This is a genomic window from Blautia faecicola, assembly GCF_004123145.1.
GTDB lineage: Bacteria > Bacillota > Clostridia > Lachnospirales > Lachnospiraceae > Oliverpabstia > Oliverpabstia faecicola.
The window spans coordinates 887,501-906,678 of sequence record NZ_SDKC01000001.1 but is presented as its reverse complement, the minus strand read 5'-3'; the positions used below and the strand labels follow the sequence as shown (position 1 = coordinate 906,678).

At 46.0% G+C, this 19,178-nt stretch carries 15 protein-coding genes, 7 tRNA genes and 1 rRNA gene (1 of these 23 cut by a window edge); 6 read left to right on the top strand and 17 right to left on the bottom strand.

Annotated features, from left to right (window positions below; genetic code table 11):
- Nucleotides 1–12: 12 nt before the first annotated feature.
- Nucleotides 13–1,029: an acyltransferase family protein gene (locus tag ETP43_RS04265; RefSeq protein WP_129257140.1), complete on the bottom strand. Its 1,017-nt coding sequence runs from the start codon at nucleotides 1,027–1,029 to the stop codon at nucleotides 13–15.
- Between the two features lie 183 nt (nucleotides 1,030–1,212).
- Nucleotides 1,213–2,493, bottom strand: coding sequence for a D-alanyl-D-alanine carboxypeptidase family protein (locus ETP43_RS04260; RefSeq protein ID WP_129257139.1), 1,281 nt, complete (start codon nucleotides 2,491–2,493; stop codon nucleotides 1,213–1,215).
- 197 nt (nucleotides 2,494–2,690) lie between these two features.
- On the opposite strand from ETP43_RS04260, the gene ETP43_RS04255 reads away from it, so the two are divergent.
- The 5 genes from ETP43_RS04255 to ETP43_RS04235 all read left to right on the top strand — a co-directional run bounded on the left by ETP43_RS04255 (nucleotide 2,691) and on the right by ETP43_RS04235 (nucleotide 8,237).
- On the top strand, nucleotides 2,691–4,418 hold the full coding sequence (locus ETP43_RS04255) for an LTA synthase family protein (RefSeq protein ID WP_164979593.1): 1,728 nt from the start codon (nucleotides 2,691–2,693) through the stop codon (nucleotides 4,416–4,418).
- A gap of 231 nt (nucleotides 4,419–4,649) precedes the next feature.
- Nucleotides 4,650–6,320, top strand: a complete 1,671-nt coding sequence (locus tag ETP43_RS04250) for an InlB B-repeat-containing protein (protein WP_129257137.1) — start codon at nucleotides 4,650–4,652, stop codon at nucleotides 6,318–6,320.
- A 46-nt stretch (nucleotides 6,321–6,366) separates the two neighbouring features.
- The gene (locus ETP43_RS04245) at nucleotides 6,367–7,173 is read left to right on the top strand and encodes a glycosyltransferase (protein WP_243114184.1); all 807 of its coding nucleotides are present in this window, start codon (nucleotides 6,367–6,369) and stop codon (nucleotides 7,171–7,173) included.
- Nucleotides 7,170–7,856: a glycosyltransferase family 2 protein gene (locus ETP43_RS04240; RefSeq protein WP_129257135.1), complete on the top strand. Its 687-nt coding sequence runs from the start codon at nucleotides 7,170–7,172 to the stop codon at nucleotides 7,854–7,856. The genes ETP43_RS04245 and ETP43_RS04240 overlap by 4 nt, the downstream gene beginning before the upstream one ends.
- A gap of 24 nt (nucleotides 7,857–7,880) precedes the next feature.
- Nucleotides 7,881–8,237, top strand: a complete 357-nt coding sequence (locus ETP43_RS04235) for a DUF2304 domain-containing protein (RefSeq protein WP_022400281.1) — start codon at nucleotides 7,881–7,883, stop codon at nucleotides 8,235–8,237.
- Nucleotides 8,238–8,248: 11 nt separating this feature from the next.
- On the opposite strand, the gene ETP43_RS04230 is transcribed toward ETP43_RS04235, so the two are convergent.
- From ETP43_RS04230 to ETP43_RS18025, 7 genes are all read right to left on the bottom strand, one after another.
- Nucleotides 8,249–9,493 carry a CDP-glycerol glycerophosphotransferase family protein gene (locus tag ETP43_RS04230; RefSeq protein WP_129257133.1) on the bottom strand — a complete coding sequence of 415 codons (1,245 nt, stop codon included), beginning with the start codon at nucleotides 9,491–9,493 and terminating at the stop codon, nucleotides 8,249–8,251.
- Between the two features lie 47 nt (nucleotides 9,494–9,540).
- Nucleotides 9,541–10,272: an ABC transporter ATP-binding protein gene (locus ETP43_RS04225; RefSeq protein WP_129257132.1), complete on the bottom strand. Its 732-nt coding sequence runs from the start codon at nucleotides 10,270–10,272 to the stop codon at nucleotides 9,541–9,543.
- A 65-nt stretch (nucleotides 10,273–10,337) separates the two neighbouring features.
- Complete coding sequence (locus ETP43_RS04220; RefSeq protein WP_022400278.1) at nucleotides 10,338–11,120, bottom strand: ABC transporter permease; 783 nt, start codon at nucleotides 11,118–11,120, stop codon at nucleotides 10,338–10,340.
- A gap of 8 nt (nucleotides 11,121–11,128) precedes the next feature.
- The gene (locus ETP43_RS04215) at nucleotides 11,129–12,442 is read right to left on the bottom strand and encodes a CDP-glycerol glycerophosphotransferase family protein (RefSeq protein WP_129257131.1); all 1,314 of its coding nucleotides are present in this window, start codon (nucleotides 12,440–12,442) and stop codon (nucleotides 11,129–11,131) included.
- Between the two features lie 10 nt (nucleotides 12,443–12,452).
- On the bottom strand, nucleotides 12,453–12,845 hold the full coding sequence (tagD, locus tag ETP43_RS04210; protein WP_022171159.1) for a glycerol-3-phosphate cytidylyltransferase: 393 nt from the start codon (nucleotides 12,843–12,845) through the stop codon (nucleotides 12,453–12,455).
- A gap of 27 nt (nucleotides 12,846–12,872) precedes the next feature.
- Entirely contained in the window at nucleotides 12,873–14,066 is a 1,194-nt protein-coding gene (locus ETP43_RS04205) for a CDP-glycerol glycerophosphotransferase family protein (protein WP_129257130.1), read from the bottom strand.
- A gap of 13 nt (nucleotides 14,067–14,079) precedes the next feature.
- Nucleotides 14,080–15,600 carry a sugar transferase gene (locus ETP43_RS18025; RefSeq protein WP_164979591.1) on the bottom strand — a complete coding sequence of 507 codons (1,521 nt, stop codon included), beginning with the start codon at nucleotides 15,598–15,600 and terminating at the stop codon, nucleotides 14,080–14,082.
- A 277-nt stretch (nucleotides 15,601–15,877) separates the two neighbouring features.
- On the opposite strand from ETP43_RS18025, the gene ETP43_RS04195 reads away from it, so the two are divergent.
- The gene (locus tag ETP43_RS04195) at nucleotides 15,878–16,231 is read left to right on the top strand and encodes a sporulation initiation factor Spo0A C-terminal domain-containing protein (RefSeq protein ID WP_129257129.1); all 354 of its coding nucleotides are present in this window, start codon (nucleotides 15,878–15,880) and stop codon (nucleotides 16,229–16,231) included.
- A gap of 361 nt (nucleotides 16,232–16,592) precedes the next feature.
- Here the strand turns inward: ETP43_RS04195 and ETP43_RS04190 are convergent.
- The 8 genes from ETP43_RS04190 to ETP43_RS04155 form a co-directional block, all read right to left on the bottom strand.
- Nucleotides 16,593–16,678 (bottom strand) — tRNA-Leu (locus tag ETP43_RS04190).
- 31 nt (nucleotides 16,679–16,709) lie between these two features.
- Nucleotides 16,710–16,782: transfer RNA gene (locus ETP43_RS04185), tRNA-Val, on the bottom strand.
- A gap of 53 nt (nucleotides 16,783–16,835) precedes the next feature.
- A tRNA-Asp gene (locus ETP43_RS04180) sits at nucleotides 16,836–16,909 on the bottom strand.
- Nucleotides 16,910–16,935: 26 nt separating this feature from the next.
- A tRNA-Ile gene (locus ETP43_RS04175) sits at nucleotides 16,936–17,009 on the bottom strand.
- Between the two features lie 29 nt (nucleotides 17,010–17,038).
- Nucleotides 17,039–17,111 (bottom strand) — tRNA-Thr (locus ETP43_RS04170).
- Between the two features lie 32 nt (nucleotides 17,112–17,143).
- Nucleotides 17,144–17,215, bottom strand: a tRNA-Glu gene (locus ETP43_RS04165).
- Between the two features lie 4 nt (nucleotides 17,216–17,219).
- Nucleotides 17,220–17,292, bottom strand: a tRNA-Asn gene (locus ETP43_RS04160).
- A 99-nt stretch (nucleotides 17,293–17,391) separates the two neighbouring features.
- Nucleotides 17,392–19,178, bottom strand: a 23S ribosomal RNA gene (locus ETP43_RS04155); it runs 1,107 nt beyond the window's last position.

Below are 19,178 nucleotides of genomic sequence, written 5' to 3'. Positions count from 1 at the left end.
ATTCCACTTCTTTTATTTTTTCAACGGATTTTCCACACACAGCCAGATCAGCCATCCGGCAAGGATCGCCAGCGGAATGGCGAGTACCGCGTTGACTAACGGCATCATCTGTCCACCGAACTGTGCACAGATCATCTGCTGGATCGGAAATCCTGCCAGATAGATTCCATAGGAGATCTCTCTCTTTTTCCCGAATCCCGCAAACTTTTTCTTTGTCGCATATCCCAGATAAAACAGCAGATACGGCAGGAACACGTAAATCATATATCCCAGAACTCCCACACCGGTGCTGACCACCAGTCCCACTGCTGCCAGAAGCGCTGCTTTCCAAGACATTTTTATTTTATCCTGATACAGATAATACAGCATACCAATGAAAAACATCACCGTCGGACGGATCATGGAGCCGACCATCGGAATCCCCCGTTCTGAAAGGATCTGCACACCCACACATCCCACTGCAAAAATCACGATCGTATACTTCAGATTTTTTCTCTCTAAAAGCCGCAGACGGTACATCACATAACACATAATGTAACATAAGAACTCCACCGGTAAGGTCCACAGTGCCCCGTTGACCACACCTGCATAGATATTATTTTCAAATACCCCCGGCAGATTGTGCTGTAACACCATACATCCGTTCAACAGATACCGGTACGTTCCTGCACTCGTAAAATACTCACCGAGCGGCAGGTTCGTATAAAACGGTCCCAAAAGAAACGCCGAACACACTGCCACGAAGATCAACGGCGGGAAGATCCGGATACATCTTGCTTTAAAATATGTTTTTCCGTCTCTCACGCGAAGCATACTCTTACAAATCAGGAATCCTCCAAAAACAAAGAAAACGCAGACCGCAAGACTTCCAAAACCGATCTGTCCACCTGACACCCGCATCAGCGGTTCCCCGGCATCTGTTCCCGTTCCAATCGGATATGAATGGGAATAGATGACCAGGATTGCCGCAATAAAACGGATCAGATTCAAATTATTATTTCTACCTGCTGTTATATTTTCTAATTTCAATTCTTTTTTCCTTTTAAATAATTCTTTGCCTGTTTCACAATATAAGTTCCACCTTTAAACAACCAGATACGGATCTTTTCAATACAAATGCATACAATAAAAATGCCAGCCGAACATCCGCATATCAGAGCCGGAAAATTCCATAATTGCGTTCAGATACTTTTTTAGCTGCTTCTGCCGACATCACTTTCTTCCTCTCTTTCGTTTTTTCCTCTTTCTTTTCTTTCTGACTACTGAAATAATCATGATGATCACTGTCATCCCGATTAATCCGATCAAAATATCAATTATCAGTTTATAAGTTTCTTTTTCTTCATCTCCACTGTTCTCCGCAGTTTCTTTCACCTGACCTTTCTGAGGTTCTTGCGTTACTTCCGGTGTAAGTGTCTCCGGTTCTTCGGTCTCCTGCTGAATCTCCTCAGATTTTGTTCCTGTTCCCACAAAATAGTTCTGGTTAAAATAATACGTTTCCCGAACTTCTTCACTTTCCGTCGTTGTCAGATCCTCAATCTGTGCATTTTGTGGAATCGTCACAGCCCCTCCCGGAACTTCCACTTTTTGAAAATTGTTGAATCCATAGTCAAACATATTGATATGATCCTGACACACCTGTCCGGCATCTGCACGCATGGCAACAGCAATCAGCGTCATTCCATTCCTGGCAGCTCCGCTCACCAATGTGTTTTTTGATGCTGCTGTCACTCCTGTTTTTCCCCCGAAACATCCATCATAATGTTCCGGTGCAGACGCTGACAGCAGAGCATGATGTGTATTCAACACCCGGCTTTCCGGATTCATATTGGTCGGTTCGATCGTGAAACTCTGTGTTCCTATAATATCCAGAAAATCCTGATTCTTTATCGCCTGCTGAAAGATCAGTGCCATATCGTGTGCTGTCGTATAATGGTTTTCATCCGGCATTCCACTGGCATTTACAAAATGTGTATTCACACAGCCAAGTTCCTGCGCACGCTGATTCATCATATCTGCAAACGCAGAGACCGATCCTGCCACATGAACCGCAATCTGCGTTGCCACATCGTTAGCCGAACGGATCATCAGTGCCATCAGACACTGCCGCATTGTCAGAATTTCACCAACCTTCATTCCCAGATTTCCACTGTCAGAAGTCTGATCGGCAAGACATTCCTCTGTAAATGTAACTTCTTCGTCCAAACTGCTGTGTTCCAGTGCCAGAAGTGCTGTCATGATCTTGGTAATACTTGCCGGGTAGCGTTTCTCATCCATTCCTTTATTATACAAAATCGCTCCCGTATCCGCATCCATCAGTACTGCTGTTTCGGAATATGTATCCGGTCCCTGTGGCCAGTTCGCGATTGCATTTGTCGAAACCGGATACGTTGTCCCGTTATTTACCTCTGCTGCCATTACCGGGATCCCGCTGCACAGCAAAAGAACAGCTGCCAGGATCGCTGTCAGCTTCTTATATCTTTTTTTCTTCATTTTCCAATACCTCTTCTGAAAATTCTTATTTTACTATTCTATCCCATATCCCCATCCACTTCAAGTATTGACTTTCAAAAGAAAGATTTACCTTAAAAAAATTGTAATATTTTCGTAAATTTCTTGTATGTTTTTAGCTTTTCCTTTATAATCTATTGCGCTGTGCATTTTACTATACGATGAAAGGACATTTGTTAATGAAACTAAAAAATATCAGGCATTCCAAAGTATTTCGGGTGATTTTTTGCCTGATCACCCTGCTTCTTATCGCTCTGTTCGCTGTTTCGACGATCCAGGGCCGAACCAACACGGAGCATTCCTTCTTACGGATCGCCAGTTATGTCTCTGCAGGATTGCTCGGACTTCTTCTTTTTCTCAGCCGGATGTTTTCCGCGCCTGAGCAGGAAAATGATTCCCCGCGTTCCCGCAAAAAAACCGTGTTCTTTGTACTGCGCACCATCTTTCTTCCCCTCTTTTTTTCTATTATCAGCGTTCTGATCTTTGTCGCCCGCTATCTTCAGGAAAACTTCCAGGGAGTTCCGTGGGGACAGCTTCTGTATCATCTGCATACACCGCTCGAAGGTACCGGTATTGATTCTATCAAAGAGCCGCTGATCACCGGCATCGTGATTTTTGCCACCTCCTTCCTGATCACGCTGCTTTTTGTTTTGCTTCTTCACAAAAAACAGAAAGATCGTCGTTTCGGGCTGGTCTGGAGTGTGTTTGCTCTCGTTTTACTTGCTCCAAACCTGGTAAATTTCTGGATTGACTTTGAAATCGGTGATTACTTAAAGTTCACCAGCCAGAAATCTACCATCTATGAAGATTATTATGTGGATGCAAGAGATGTCGATCTGACCTTCCCGGAAACCAAACGGAACCTGATCTACATCTTTCTGGAATCCATGGAACTGAGTTACGCAAGCAAAGAAGTCGGCGGCAACATGCCTGAAAATTATATCCCGGAATTTACGGATCTTGCATTAAATAACATCACGTTTTCCGGGGATGACAGCAAGTTAAACGGTCCCTATGCCGTAAACGGCGCCACCTTTACCATGGGAGGACTCGTCGCACAGACCAGCGGTGTTCCGTTAAATGAAAATATTGTCAGCAACAGTACCCTGAACAGCACCTGGAGTTCGGAGAATAATTATCTTCCCGGTGTTTACGCGATCGGTGACATCCTGCATGATCAGGGATATAACCAGACGTTTATGATCGGTTCCGACGGTAACTTTGCCGGACGTTCTTCTTATTTTAACAGTCACGGAAACTATAAAGTCTTCGACTACTATTCTGCTGTCGATGCCGGATATATCGACAGCGACTACTATGTCTGGTGGGGATATGAAGATTCCAAACTGATCGAATATGCAAAGACGGAACTGACGGATCTGGCTTCCAAAGGGGAACCGTTTAATTTTACCATGCTGACCGCAGACTCCCACTTTGTCAATGGTTATTACTGTGACCTGTGCCGGGATGAGTTCAGCCTGCAGTACAGTGACGTGGTTGCCTGCTCAAGCCGTCAGATCACATCGTTCCTCTCCTGGATCCGGGAACAGGATTTTTACGATAACACTACTATCGTTCTGTGTGGAGATCACTGCACGATGGACTCGGTTTATCTGGAAAAAACCAACACCAAAGATTTTGACCGACGGATGTATTTCACCATTGTAAATCCGGATCCGTCCGTTTCCTACACCAATGTCTATCGAAAATTTACTTCCCTGGATATGTATCCGACAACGCTTGCCGCTATGGGTGTAACGATTCCAGGCGATCGCCTCGGACTGGGAGCGAACCTGTTTCCCAGTACTTCCACACTGGCAGAAATCTACGGTATGGACGATCTGAACACCGAGTTACTGAAAGATTCCAAATTATATCGTTCGCAACTGCTCTATTCTTCCCGATAGTCTCTTGCCCTGTTTTTTTTATCATGCTATACTGAAATTCCAGCCAACAGTTGCAGATCCTGCCGTTGTTGGCTGAAATCTGAAAAATGGGGGCATCTTATGAAACACTTCAAATACAGGTCACACATTTTCCTTATGTTCTGTTTTCTGTTTTTCACTGTGCTGTTGATCTTTCCGGAGACCGTATCAGCCGCTTTGAAAACCTCAGAGTTAGAAACTGTACCCTGGAATATGGTGACAGAATCTTCCATTATCAATGAAAAAGGCTGGCTTCAGTCCATGTGTGCCACCGATCAGTATATCGTATGCCTGGTAAATGCTTCGAAAAAGACAACCGAACCGGATACCCTGATCGCCTTCTACCGCAATACCACAGACGCTGATGGCAACCCGGTAGAACAGTACAGTTATGCCTTCAGTGTCACCGAGACCGACTACGAACACGGAAACGGCATGACCTACAATCCAAACACACAGGAAATCGCTATTGCCGGTCTTTTTACCAACGATCCGTCCAATGCCGGTGCTGTCTTTATCGTGGACGCCAATACACTCCACTTTAAAAGAAAAGTTCAGGTGGGAAACGGAAGTATCAACTTTTTCGGCATCGATTATGTTCCGGAAAAAGATCAGTATGTACTGATGGCAAACCGAATCGCTGATTATGCTTTTTATTTTACCGACAGTAATTTTGAGATCGTGAATAAATTAAATCTTCACCTTTCCTACAGCCGGAGTTCGTTTCAGGACTTCTGCGTCTCCGGGGATTCTATCATCAGCATCCCTTACATGCAGCGGGAAGGCTATATGAATGTTCTGGATGTCTACTCGATCTCTCAGCAGAAACGTGTCGGAAGTTATTATCTGACCCTTCCTGGTCATGATGCTTTCGAGGTGGAACCGGAAGGCATCTGTCAGTTAGAGCCGGGGCACCTTCTTATGGCTTCCGCCATCATCGGAACGACACGCTTCCGTCTGTACGAAGCAACCCTTCCGCTGGTGCACAGTGTGACCACCAGCGCGGAAAACGGAAAAATCTCCGACAGTAATCTGGAAATTGATGAGGGCGATTCCTGCACCGTCTCCTACGCATGTGATGACGATCACCGACTCCAGTCTCTTATCGTGGACGGAGAGGAAGTGGATATCAGCCAGTACCCGCTCTCCTATACCTTTACAGATGTCCAGGAAGACCATACGATTCAGGCTATCTTTGAAGAGATCCCGGTATACACCGTCTCTGCTTCCGCTTCCCACGGTCAGGTCGAAGCCTCCTCCTCCGGGAAAGAGCACCACGCCCTGACAGTTTCTTTCACGCCGGAAGAACATTATGTGGTGGATACCCTTACGGTAGACGGGCAGACTGTCCCGGTGACCAGCGATACTTCCGGCTATACCTTCGATGACCTGGCCTCCGATCACACCATCGAAGTGACATTTAAACCGGTTCCTTCCTACACCATCACCGTGAACGTAAAAAATGGTACGGTCGATAATTCACCGGTCACTGTTTACCGCGGGGATTCCTACACCACCACAGTCACACCGGACGCATCCTGTATCCTGCGTTCCTGCACTGTTGATGGAAAAGAATATCCGTTCCGGAAAGGAGAGCAGAACATTACCCTGACATCCATTCAGGCCGATCACACGATTGAACTGGTATACAGCCAGGTAGACTGGATCCTGGTTTTCCTCATTGGAATTCTGGTTCTGATCGTAATTTTACTGCTGATCCTCTTTTACCTGAAACTACGCAGATGGCGCCGCAAAAAGAGAAGAAAACAGGAACTTCGCCAGATGCGCCAGAAAGATATTGCCTTCTTTGAAACGCTTGAACAGATCGATCTGAAAGGTTCGCAGGATTCTTACGATTCCTCCTCACGCCTTGACAAGCATTAAAAAATAGGCTAAAGTTTGTATGATATTTTTTTAAAGGATGAAATCAATGAAATATACAGGAAAAAACCATACATTTGCCATTTGTGCATACAAAGAAAGTCCGTTTCTTGAGGAGTGTATTTTATCACTCCTCGATCAGACGGTTCCTTCTACGATCATCATTGTCACCGCCACCGATAACGCCTACATCCGCAATCTTGCCGACAAATACCACCTCGAATTACACATCAACCACGGGGAAACCGGTATTACCCAGGACTGGATGTTTGCCTACCGAAGTGCAAAGACAGAACTGATGACCATCGCTCATCAGGATGATACCTACGACCGTTTCTATACCGAAACTGTTTTGCAGAAACTCTCCGAGGCAAAAAAACCTCTGATCGCTTTCACCGATTACGGCGAACTTCGAAACGGAAAGACCGTAACACGCAACCCCCTTTTAAATGTAAAACGCACCATGCTGCTTCCTTTGCGTCCAAAGCTTTTTCAGAACAGCAAATTTGTCCGCCGCCGGATTCTTTCCTTCGGCTGTCCGATCTGCTGTCCTTCTGTGACCTTCGTCAAAGAAAATCTTCCGGAACAGATCTTTTTCCCCGGTTTTCGAAGTGATGAAGACTGGCAGGCATGGGAACTTCTTTCCCGGAGAAAGGGCGCTTTCGTATACTGCAACCGGATTCTGATGTATCATCGGATCCATGACGGCTCCGAAACTTCCGCCATCCTTGGCGATTCCGCCCGCAGCAGTGAGGATTTTCAGATGTTTTGCAGGTTCTGGCCAAAACCGATTGCCCGCCTGCTCACACGTGCCTATTCCTCAAGTGAAAAATCAAACGAATTGGAGAACAAATGAAAAGTTTAATTATCATTCCTGCTTACAATGAAGAAGCATGTATCGAACAGACGGTACGCGATATCACCGAGCATGCTCCTGATTTTGATTATATTGTAATTAATGACTGTTCCAAAGATCATACCCGAGGGATCTGCGAAAAAAATCATTTCCATTATATTGATCTTCCGGTAAACCTTGGTATCGGCGGTGCCGTACAGACCGGTTACAAATACGCCCTGGATCACGGATACGATTTTGCCGTACAGGTAGACGGTGACGGTCAGCACGATCCCCGCTTTCTCGAAGAGATGCTGCAGGTAATTCAGGAAAAAGATCTGGATATGCTGATTGGATCCCGTTTTATTAACAAAGAAGGCTTCCAGTCTTCCGGACTTCGCCGTACCGGTATCCGTTACTTTACCTGGCTGATCCATCTGCTGACCGGTAAGACCATTACCGATCCTACTTCCGGACTCCGTATGATCAACAAAGATGTAATTGCATACTTTGCCAAAGAATATCCCAGGGATTATCCGGAACCGGAAAGCATTGTAGCAATCCTGAAACGGAAGAAAAAGGTGGCTGAGATTCCTGTCATCATGCGTGCGCGTGCCGGTGGTGTCTCTTCGATCTCTCCGCTCAAATCCGTCTACTATATGATCAAAGTAACCATCGCCATTCTTCTGGAACGAATCCGGTAACTTATGAAATGAGGTATGTTACATATGCATGAATATCGTTTACAAATCATCCTGGCAGTCCTGTTACTTCTTATTCTGTGCCGGCTGCTGCGCGCTGTATTAAAAAAGACACTGGAGATCAAATATGTTCTCTCCTGGATCATCATCGACATCTGTCTACTGATCATTGATCTGTTTCCACCGATTCTTTCGTTTCTGTCAGAACTCCTTGGTGTCCAGCTGCCTTCTAACATGATCTTCCTGGTTGCCATTATTCTGCTGTTTCTGCTTGTTTTCTCTCACACCGTACTTCTTTCCCGGCTGATGGAAACAAACAAGACACTGACCCAGGAAATTGCTCTTCTGAAAAAAGAACTGGATGAAATAAAAAAGCAGCACTAAGTGCTGCTTTTTTATTTCATCCATTCTCTCAGATACTTCTCACTGCATTGTTCCCGGTGTGGATTAAATACATTATTGAATTCTACATATTTTTTTTCATACTTATCCACCACATCCGGCAGATTTTTCAACGTTTTCAACACTTCTTCCTGATCCATCAACACCGGACCCGGAAGCATGTGGATATCGAAGTAAAAATCACGCATCTCGTGTTTATACTGTTCATAATCATACATAAAAAACAGGATCGGGCGTCTCAGATTGGCGTAATCAAAGAAAACACTCGAATAATCCGTGATCAGCACATCGGCTACCAGATACAGCGGATTGATATCATCCATCTGCGACACATCATAGACAAATCCGGAAAATGCCACGAAATCAAAGGAATTGCTGATAAAATAGTGTGCCCGGAACAGGATCACATACTCATCTCCCAGCACTTCCCGCCACCGTTTAAAGTCCACCGGCAGCTGAAACTGATATCCTTCCCCCGGAAGATGCTGATTCTCCCGCCAGGTCGGTGCGTACAGGATCACTTTCTTTCCCTCCGGGATTCCCAGTGTCCGGCGCATATTTTTGCACGCTGCATCCGTAACCGCAACCAGTTCATCATTTCTCGGATACCCCAGTTCCAGAAGCACCTGCTCCTTTCCTTCCTCCTTCAGATGAAACGCAGAAGCGATCTTTTCCGAATAAAAACCGGACGGAGACGGCATGTGTGTCACCCGTTTCGTCTCCTCCAGATAATTTTCTCTCACTTCCCGCAGGCTGCCGTTTTTCTCCGCATAATGCTCCAGATCATAGCCCAGCCGTTTTAACGGTGTCCCATGCCAGCACTGGATATATTCCTGTCCGTCTTTCGGCTGCAATTCCCTTGGGAGCCGTGAATTGGTCACCCAGAACTTCGCCGAGGCATATGCGCGGTAATATTCCCCACTTCGATAGCGAACCACCTTCGTATGCGGCTCTTTTTCCATCTCACGGTATCTCTCCGGTTCCCGAAACGCCCAGATCAGCTCCCAGTCCCGATACTGCGGATCCCGGCACATCGCCTGATACAGCGCTTTCGGGCTACACGCATACTTCTTCCCCATATACGCCTCAAAAACCACCTTTTTCGGATTGATTTCTTCTTTCTCCACATATCCCTTCCGGTACTGCAGTTTTTTCCACCAGTAATACACACGAAGACTCCATGTTTTTGTCCATGGAGTCTTACTGCAGATCCTCGCCATCCATTTCCAGGCACTCATCTTTTTCCCCTGTCTTTCTACATACAATCACATCTCACATCATCCGGTTACGCCATAAATTCATTATAAGCATCCAGCACGGTTTTTGTATCCCCCTGCATCTTGATCTCCCCTTCATGGAGCCATAGCAGGCTGGTACACAGCTTCTCAAGCGTCTCCGTACTGTGCGATACGATCACTACGGTACGGTTCTCGTCCATGATCAGTTCCTGCATCTTCTTATAACTCTTTTTCTTAAACTTGGCATCTCCCACGCTCAGGACCTCATCGATCAGCATGATATCCGTCTCAAGAACCGCCGTGATCGAAAATGCCAGTTTCGAATACATACCGCTCGAATACGTCTTCACCGGCATGTCGATAAATTTTCCCAGATTGGCAAACTTTATGATCTCATCCATCTTATCCCGCACTTCCTGCTCGGAAAATCCCAGCAGCATGCCCGATAAGATAATGTTTTCTCGTCCGCTTAATTTTTTCTGAAATCCCACACCGATCGAAAGAAGGGAAACCGAATCCGTCTCCAGTTCAATACTTCCCGAATCCGCCGAGAAAATTCCGGCAATCGCACGAAGCAGTGTGGATTTACCGCTTCCGTTCTTTCCGACGATTCCCATGATTTCTCCCTTTTTCACTTCGAAAGAGATCCCTTTCAGAGCCTCATATACTTCCAGCTTACTCTTTCTCAGATGAAAAAAACTTTTTCTCATGGAAAGAGATTTGACACACTTGTAGGTAATCTTCAGATCCTTTACCTCAATTGCATTTCCTGGTTTCATAGATTAATCCTTTCGTAACTTTTGCATACCGACCGTACCTTCCGTTCGGCTGACCGGTAATACTTTTATATTACCTTTACATAATTATTTTCATTTTTATAGATGATCGCTACTCCGATCGCAGACAGTGCAGCACCGATCACAAACCACAGCAGGATCAGTTTTCTGTGCGGTGTCTCACAGTATACCAGTGCCGACCGGCACGCATCGATCAGAAATCCGACCGGATTCACCTTTAAAAGCAGGGTTGCGATCGCCTCGTTTACCCTGTCCGTGATCACATAAAAGATTCCGGACATGTAAAAAAGGATTCGCAGACCCACGTTGGTAATATTCTTAAGGTCATCGAAGAAAACCCCGAAATGAGCCAGTATCGCGCTCACACCGAAGGTTATCAGGATCAGATCCACAAAGATCGGAATCACATAGATCACATTATACGAAACCGGTACATGGGACCACATCATCATCACAATGACAATCCCGAAAGAGATCGCCATTTTAAACAGATTCTGAAACAGCAGAATAATGATCAGAAAATATTTGGGGATGTATACCTTCGTCACTACCGCCCGGTTCGCCGCCACGATCCGCACGCTGCCGGATACGGTCTTGTTAAACAGGTTCCACATGGACAGACCTACAAAAACAAAGATATGAAAATACTCTTTCTTCTGTCCGAAGATCACCATAAAGATAAACCAGTACACCAGCATAAATAAAATAGGATCTAAAATCCACCATAGCCAGCTCAAATGTGAGCTGGCCACTTCTGACTTCAATCCCGATTTTGTGGCATATTTCGCATAAGGCATGTAGCGCTTTATGTCTTTCCAAAATCGTTTCATTCGTTTTCTTATCCTTTCTTGCCCCGGAATACCCAGTCCACAAACCGCCGGCTTGCCTGACCGTCTTCCCTGTTGCTGAAGGTCTCATTGAATTCCCGGTATTTTTCGTCGTAAACGAAGTTGTCGATACTGTCACGGATCGCATCCGGCAGTTCCTTCTCTTCTGTAATGATTCTTCCCGGAAGCTTGTCAATGCCAAAGTAGAATCCGCGGATACTGTCTTTGTAATCCTCCAGATCATACATGTAAAACAGCATCGGTTTTTTCAGGATTCCATAGTCAAAGAATACACTCGAATAATCCGTGATCAGCAGATCCGCGATCAGATACAGATGATTGATATCATCATAACTGGATACATTATAGATAAATCCTTCGTAATCATCAAACGAGAATTTGCTTGCCACCAGATAGTGTACACGGAACAGGATCACATATTCATCGCCCAGTTCTTCCCGCAGTGCATCAAAATCAACATTCAGATCATAGGTAAATCCGGTTCCCGCTTCATGCTGGTTATCTCTCCAGGTCGGTGCATACAGAATCACCTTTTTATCTTCCGGAATCTCGAGTCTTTCTTTGATCATCCGGATATCTTCCGGTGTATGGTTGATCAGGAAATCATTTCTCGGATAGCCGATCTCCATCACTTTGTCTTCCATACCGGTTTCTTTCAGGTTCCAGGCGGAAATAAATTTCTCACTGGCAAATCCGGACGGGGACAGAATATAATTAAATTTCGCCGCATCTATCGCATATTTTTTGCGGATATCCGCAATGGAATCGATTGCATTCTCAGAATTCTCCAGATCATATCCCAGACGCTTTAACGGAGTTCCGTGCCAGCACTGTACATAGACCTGATCTTTCCGCGGCCAGATGTGATCCGGCACACGATAGTTTGTCACCCAGTATTTTGCCCGGGCAAGCTTTTTCTCGTACACTCTCGCAGTCTGTTTTACTACGATCGTATTCGGATTTTCTTCCAGAAAACGGTGTTTTGTCGCATTTTTAAATGCCCAGATAAACGTCCAGTCCTTAAACTCATCCTGTCTGAGCATATACTCATAGACCGCCTTCGGACTGCATCCATACGTTTTTCCGTTAAAAGAGTTAAATACTACGGTTTTCTCATCCGGTGTTACGCCGAGACAGCGCCACCAGTAATAGACTCTCCGTTTTGTATACAGTACCTTTTTCCAGCACTTGCGAAAACGGGGATGGGTTTTGGAATACTGAGCCAGACGTTTCTTGATCGGACTTTTAAAGAATCTCCGAATCAGTTTCCTTCTCTTTTTTCGAATTTTCTTTACAATCTTCATCTCTTAACTCCTACTTCTTTCCCAGATCCTTTTTAATCTGTGTTGTGGAAATCTCCGGTGTACGCGGAAGATATACCACATCACAGTATTCTTTCAGAAAGTCAAATTTGCCTTCCCAGTCATCTCCGATTACAAACGTATCCACCTTGAATTCTTTGACATCCGAGATCTTCTGCTCCCAGGATTCCTCCGGGATCACCAGATCCACATAGCGGATCGCTTCGAGAAGACTCTTTCTCTCCTCATAAGAGAAATAACATTTCTTCTGTTTTTCATTCCAGTTAAATTCGTCTGTAGACAGAGCAACGATCAGATAATCTCCTAATGCCTTGGCTCTCTGCAGTAATTTCACATGTCCATAATGAAGAAGATCATATGTTCCATATGTGATCACTTTTCTCATTTTTTCTCCCTTTCGCACCTTTCATCCTTATTCTTTTACCATTCTGCAGATATATTCACTGCAGGGTTCCTGTATTTTATTAAATTTTCTTTCGATTTTCTTTCGATTTTCGACATAATTCATTTCATTATACAACAAACCCTCTATAGAATTCAAGAACTCTGCGTAACTTTTCGGTTTCGGACCCGGTGTTACCTCGTCATAGTCAAAATTAAACCCTCTTGTTTTCAGATAGTCTTCTCTGTCATAAGGCAAAAACAACATCGGACGTTCCAGCAACAGATAATCGATATAGATACTCGAATAATCCGTGATCAGCAGATCAAACATCGCCAGCACTTCCATAATATCTTCCACCCTGTCTTCATTCAGAAAACGGATTCTGCTTCCCGGATGATCCAGCGCTCTCAGCCATTCATATCCTTCTTTTTCATACAGATGCATACGGATACACAACATACTCTGATGCTTTTCGAGAAACTCCTGCAGCCGTTTCAGCGCCGCTTCCCGTCCCACTCCTTCAAATTCCGGAAATGGAAATACTTTCGTCTCTCCATGATCACGAAATGTCGGTGCATACAAAAGCAGGCGCGTAAACTCGGGCAGACGCTCTCCCCGGAAAATATTTTTCATCTGCTCTCCGGCATCCATTTTTTGAAAGAGCATATCATTCCGCGGCTGCCCCCACACTTTCACTCTCTCCGGTTCCACCAGAAAACTTCTACTCATCACAGGGATCAGTTCCTCCGAGGTGGTGACAACGGCTTCATAATTATCCGCAAACAGGTATTTGTAGTACAGCTTTGTCAGCCGTCCAAGATTTTCCTGTTCCATCCCGATCTTTTTTAACGGTACTCCGTGCCACAGGTTGATGATCCGGTATTTTTTCCGGAACCCCACACCGTACAGAGGCGGTGCCGTGGAAGTAAACCATACTTTACATGCCAGCACCTTACGGATTCCTTCTATTGTAGAAGTGTCAATTACCGATTCTTTCCCGAAACGTTCCTGCAGTCTTTCCCGCTCTCCGGGATCCTCCATCACATAAAACGCCTGAATCTCCGGATGATACTCCTTTACATACTGAAACAACGCACTGGAATTATAGTTAAATGCACGGTTGTGAACCGAAGAAAACACCCATTTTTTCGGATCCGGCTGCTCATGACAGGTTGCTCTGGCATAACACGTTTTCAGTAAATTTGCTATTTTTTCCCACATACTGCACGATCCTTTATTTTCTTTTCAGCACCATCTCCGCACACGTCCACGGAGCATAGAAAAATGCCTGTACACCCTCTTTGATAAATGCCGGATACTGCCGGTTTCTCAGATACGTATATCCCAGCACCATATGGTGTCTCATGCAGATCTGTCTTCGTTCTTTGCGGCTCATATCCATCCAGCGCTTCTTTTTATGCGCAAACAGCTGATTTTCCCCACGGATCTTTCCCTCCCGGCTCGACAGCCCGGAAGTCTCCCGGTGTACCAGTGCTTTCACATCACAACGTGGAAGATAACTGATTCTTCCATGATGCAGGATCGCTTTTTCCATCAGATAGAACTCGTCTCCCAGATCGATCGGCGGAAAACCGCCGATTTTACGCAAAAAGGCACTCTGGAACATAAAGGTATCCGTTCCCGTCATATGATGCAGAAAATGTTTTGCCAGAAGATGTTCCTCTTCCTGCACAGCTTCCGGCTTCAGATACGTTCTCTTGCGGATCTCTTCCAGTTTTCCGTCCTCCCGGTAAAGTGCCATATCCATCAACGAAACCTCCGCATCCAGTCTCTTCATATGCCTTACCTGACATTCCACTTTATCTTTTTCGTACCTGTCATCGTCATCCAGAAAGGTAATATAAGCGCCGGAAGCTTCCGCAATTCCCCGGTTTCTCGATGCTGCGGAACCCAGATTTTTCTCATTTACCAGATATCGGAACGGAATCTCATATTTTTTCTGAAATTTTTCCGCAATCGCTGCAACCTTTTCGGCCCAGTTCGCATCTGCATTATCATCCACCAGAATAATTTCCATTCGTTTCCAGGTCTGCTCTGCCAGACTCTCCAGCGCCTGTTCCAGTTCCCGGGTTCTGCGATATGTGGACATCACAACAGAAACCAGCGGCATACTCTCACCGGCATCTCCGTCGTTTTGTTCTGTTTTTTCCTTTTCCGGAGCACCCTCCTGCACGCCATCCCGACTCAGAACAACCAGCGCCGTTAAGATCAGGCACTTCAGATCCATCCACGTACTCTGATTCTCCACATAATATCCATCCAGTTTCGCTTTCTCCTGAATACTGATGGTATCCCGTCCATGGATCTGCGCCCAGCCGGTAAGCCCCGGCAGCACATCATTCGCGCCGTATTTTTCTCTTTCACGCAACAGATCGTACTGATTCCACAAAGCCGGTCTTGGTCCTACCAGACTCATATCACCCTTTAATATATTAAAGAGCTGCGGCAGTTCGTCCAGACTCGTCGCACGCAAAAACTTCCCTGATTTTGTAATATACTGTTCCGGATGTTCCAGCAGATGTGTCGGCACATTTTCCGGCGTATCCGTACGCATCGTCCGGAATTTTAAAATCTCAAAATAGTTCTGATGAATACCTACTCTTTTCTGACGGAAAAATACCGGTCCCGGCGAATCCAGTTTCACCCATATGGCAATTCCCACCAGAACCGGCGCACAGAGCACCGTAGCCGGCACGGTAATAATATAATCCAACCACTTTCTCTTATCTCTCATAACTCTTCTCATTCCTGTTATGTTTCTGATACTACTATTGCTTTACAAGCTTCTGTTTATCTAATTAATTATACCCTTTTCCTCTCTACTCCGCAATCCCCAGTCTTTTTTCTCCTGTTTTCCCTGTATTTTTATGGAAAAAGCGACATCCGGCAGCCTTTTTTAACTTTTTTCATATTTTTTAAAATTTTTTTGACATAAATGGCGATTTCTCCGTGTTATTAGTATAAGAGTAAATTTTTTAGACCAACACACCACTTTAAGAAAGGAGATTCCTATGGTAAATACGAAAATAATTGCAGATCTTCCGATGGAACTTGGAATCAAAAGAACTTACAAAGGCTACTTTTTCCTGATTGCAGCTCTGGAGCTTGCGATCACCGATCAGAAAAATCTACTCTATATGAGTAAATCTATTTTCCCGGTCATCGCTTCCCGTTATGACACTACATACAGCTGCATCGAGCGCAACATCCGAACGGCGATCAACGCCTATTGGAATTCACCGGATCATCGTGAAAAACTGTTGGCAATGTCACCTTATCCTCTACAGAAGGCTCCTTCTGTAACTGCTTTTATCGATATTCTGTACTGGCATCTGAAAAATCAGGAAGGCGGTAGTTTATATTAATCTGTTTTGGTGATAATGAACTTTTTTCAGTTTATTCATCATATTTCAAGAGAAGACTGCACGTCCTACTCGATACCTGTGGATTGGTGCAGGTTGTGATCTACAGGTCTTTCCCGTCTTACCTGCTTTCAGCAATAAAGGCATTTCTGTAACTCTCTAAACTATATAGGCATTTAACCGAAAAGGCATTGTATCTTTTAGGATCAGTTATCTTTTTGAAAACCGGAGAGCCATCCGGGTACTTCACAGTATCCGGTATGGCTTTCCCATGTTTTACGCGAGCATGGACTTTGACTCGTTGTTCATGTAAAAAAAATGCCCCAACCCTTTACCATTAAAAGAGTCGAAGCACTTTATAAGCTGCCGCAGACCGGAATCGAACCGGTACGGGTATCACTACCCACGGGATTTTAAGTCCCGGGCGTCTGCCAGTTCCGCCACTGCGGCATGTTATTTTAATAATTTTTCAAATAAAAAATGGGACCTACAGGGCTCGAACCTGTGACCCTCTGCTTGTAAGGCAGATGCTCTCCCAGCTGAGCTAAGATCCCATAATTTATACATAAGTTACACAATAGCCTTTCGACTGCCGTTCACTTATGAACGACCCAGACGGGACTCGAACCCGTGACCTCCGCCGTGACAGGGCGGCGCTCTAACCAACTGAGCCACTGGGCCATGTGTAATGATGAATAGCAACAAAATGGACCTTCGGGGACTCGAACCCAGGACCGACCGGTTATGAGCCGGTTGCTCTAACCAACTGAGCTAAAGGTCCATAACCATCTTTCCAAGATAATTGATGGAAGCCGATGATCGGACTCGAACCGATAACCTGCTGATTACAAATCAGCTGCTCTGCCAATTGAGCCACATCGGCATGATGAACTCAAAAAGTAGGTTGCTATCAAGTGACTCCGACGGGAATCGAACCCGTGTTACCGCCGTGAAAGGGCGATGTCTTAACCGCTTGACCACGGAGCCAGAACTCCCCCAGTTGGACTCGAACCAACGACACTGCGGTTAACAGCCGCATGCTCTACCGACTGAGCTATGGAGGATCATTTCTCTCTTCCACATGTACCTTCAAAACTGCATATACACAACATCCTTACTTCCTACTGCTTTGCGATCGACCACTCTGCTTATCTCTAAGCCCTCAGGTCAAACCCTCGACCGATTAGTAACAGTCAGCTCCATACATTACTGCACTTCCACCTCTGCCCTATCTACCTCGTCGTCTTCAAGGGGTCTTACTTCTTTTATAGAATGGGATATCTCATCTTGAGGGGGGCTTCACGCTTAGATGCCTTCAGCGTTTATCCCTTCCGGACTTGGCTACCCTGCCATGCAGCTGGCACTGCAACAGGTACACCAGCGGTCCGTCCATCCCGGTCCTCTCGTACTAAGGACAGCTCCTCTCAGATATCCTACGCCCACGCCGGATAGGGACCGAACTGTCTCACGACGTTCTGAACCCAGCTCGCGTACCGCTTTAATGGGCGAACAGCCCAACCCTTGGGACCTACTACAGCCCCAGGATGCGATGAGCCGACATCGAGGTGCCAAACCACTCCGTCGATGTGAACTCTTGGGAGTGATAAGCCTGTTATCCCCAGGGTAGCTTTTATCCGTTGAGCGATGGCATTCCCACTTAATACCACCGGATCACTAAGTCCTACTTTCGTACCTGCTCCACCCGTCGGTGTCGCAGTCAAGCTCCCTTCTGCCTTTGCACTCTTCGAATGGTTTCCAACCATTCTGAGGGAACCTTTGAGCGCCTCCGATACCCTTTCGGAGGCGACCGCCCCAGTCAAACTCCCCACCTGACATTGTCCCCCAGCCGGGTCACGGCTGCTGGTTAGAAACCCAGTACTGCAAGGGTGGTATCCCAACAGCGGCTCCATGGCAACTGGCGTTACCATTTCTCAGCCTCCCACCTATCCTGTACATGCAATACCGAATCCCAGTATCAAGCTGGAGTAAAGCTCCATGGGGTCTTTCCGTCCTGGCGCAGGTAACCAGCATCTTCACTGGTACTTCAATTTCACCGGATGCATTGTCGAGACAGCGCTCAAATCATTACGCCTTTCGTGCGGGTCGGAACTTACCCGACAAGGAATTTCGCTACCTTAGGACCGTTATAGTTACGGCCGCCGTTTACTGGGGCTTAAATTCAAAGCTTCGCTTGCGCTAACCTCTCCTCTTAACCTTCCAGCACCGGGCAGGCGTCAGCCCATATACCTCACCTTTCGGTTTTGCATAGACCTGTGTTTTTGCTAAACAGTTGCTTGAGCCTATTCTCTGCGGCCCGCTGTTACACGGGCACCCCTTCTCCCGAAGTTACGGGGTCATTTTGCCGAGTTCCTTAACAATGCTTCTTCCGTCGGCCTTAGGATTCTCTCCTCATCCACCTGTGTCGGTTTACGGTACGGGTACAATAAGAACAATAGCGGCTTTTCTTGACGCATGGCTCACATACTTCCCTACTAAATTTCGGTCCGCATCACGTCTTCAGATTGCCCCGCGGATTTTCCTACGGGACTCCTACCTCGCTTGCACGCGGCTTTCCATTCCGCGCCTATGCTCTCCACACGTGTCCCCACAGTTCTGTCTTACTGCAGTACAGGAATCTCAACCTGTTGTCCATCGGCTACGGCTCTCGCCCTCGCCTTAGGCCCCGACTTACCCAGGGCAGATCAGCTTTACCCTGGAAACCTTAGATATTCGGCCGAAAGGATTCTCACCTTTCTCTCGCTACTCATTCCGGCATTCTCTCTTCGATACACTCCACAGCTCCTTCCGGTACTGCTTCGTCGCGTATCCAATGCTCCTCTACCAATGTCTTCAGACATTCCTCAGCTTCGGTGTCGTGTTTCAGCCCCGGACATTTTCGGCGCAGGACCTCTCGACCAGTGAGCTATTACGCACTCTTTGAATGTGTGGC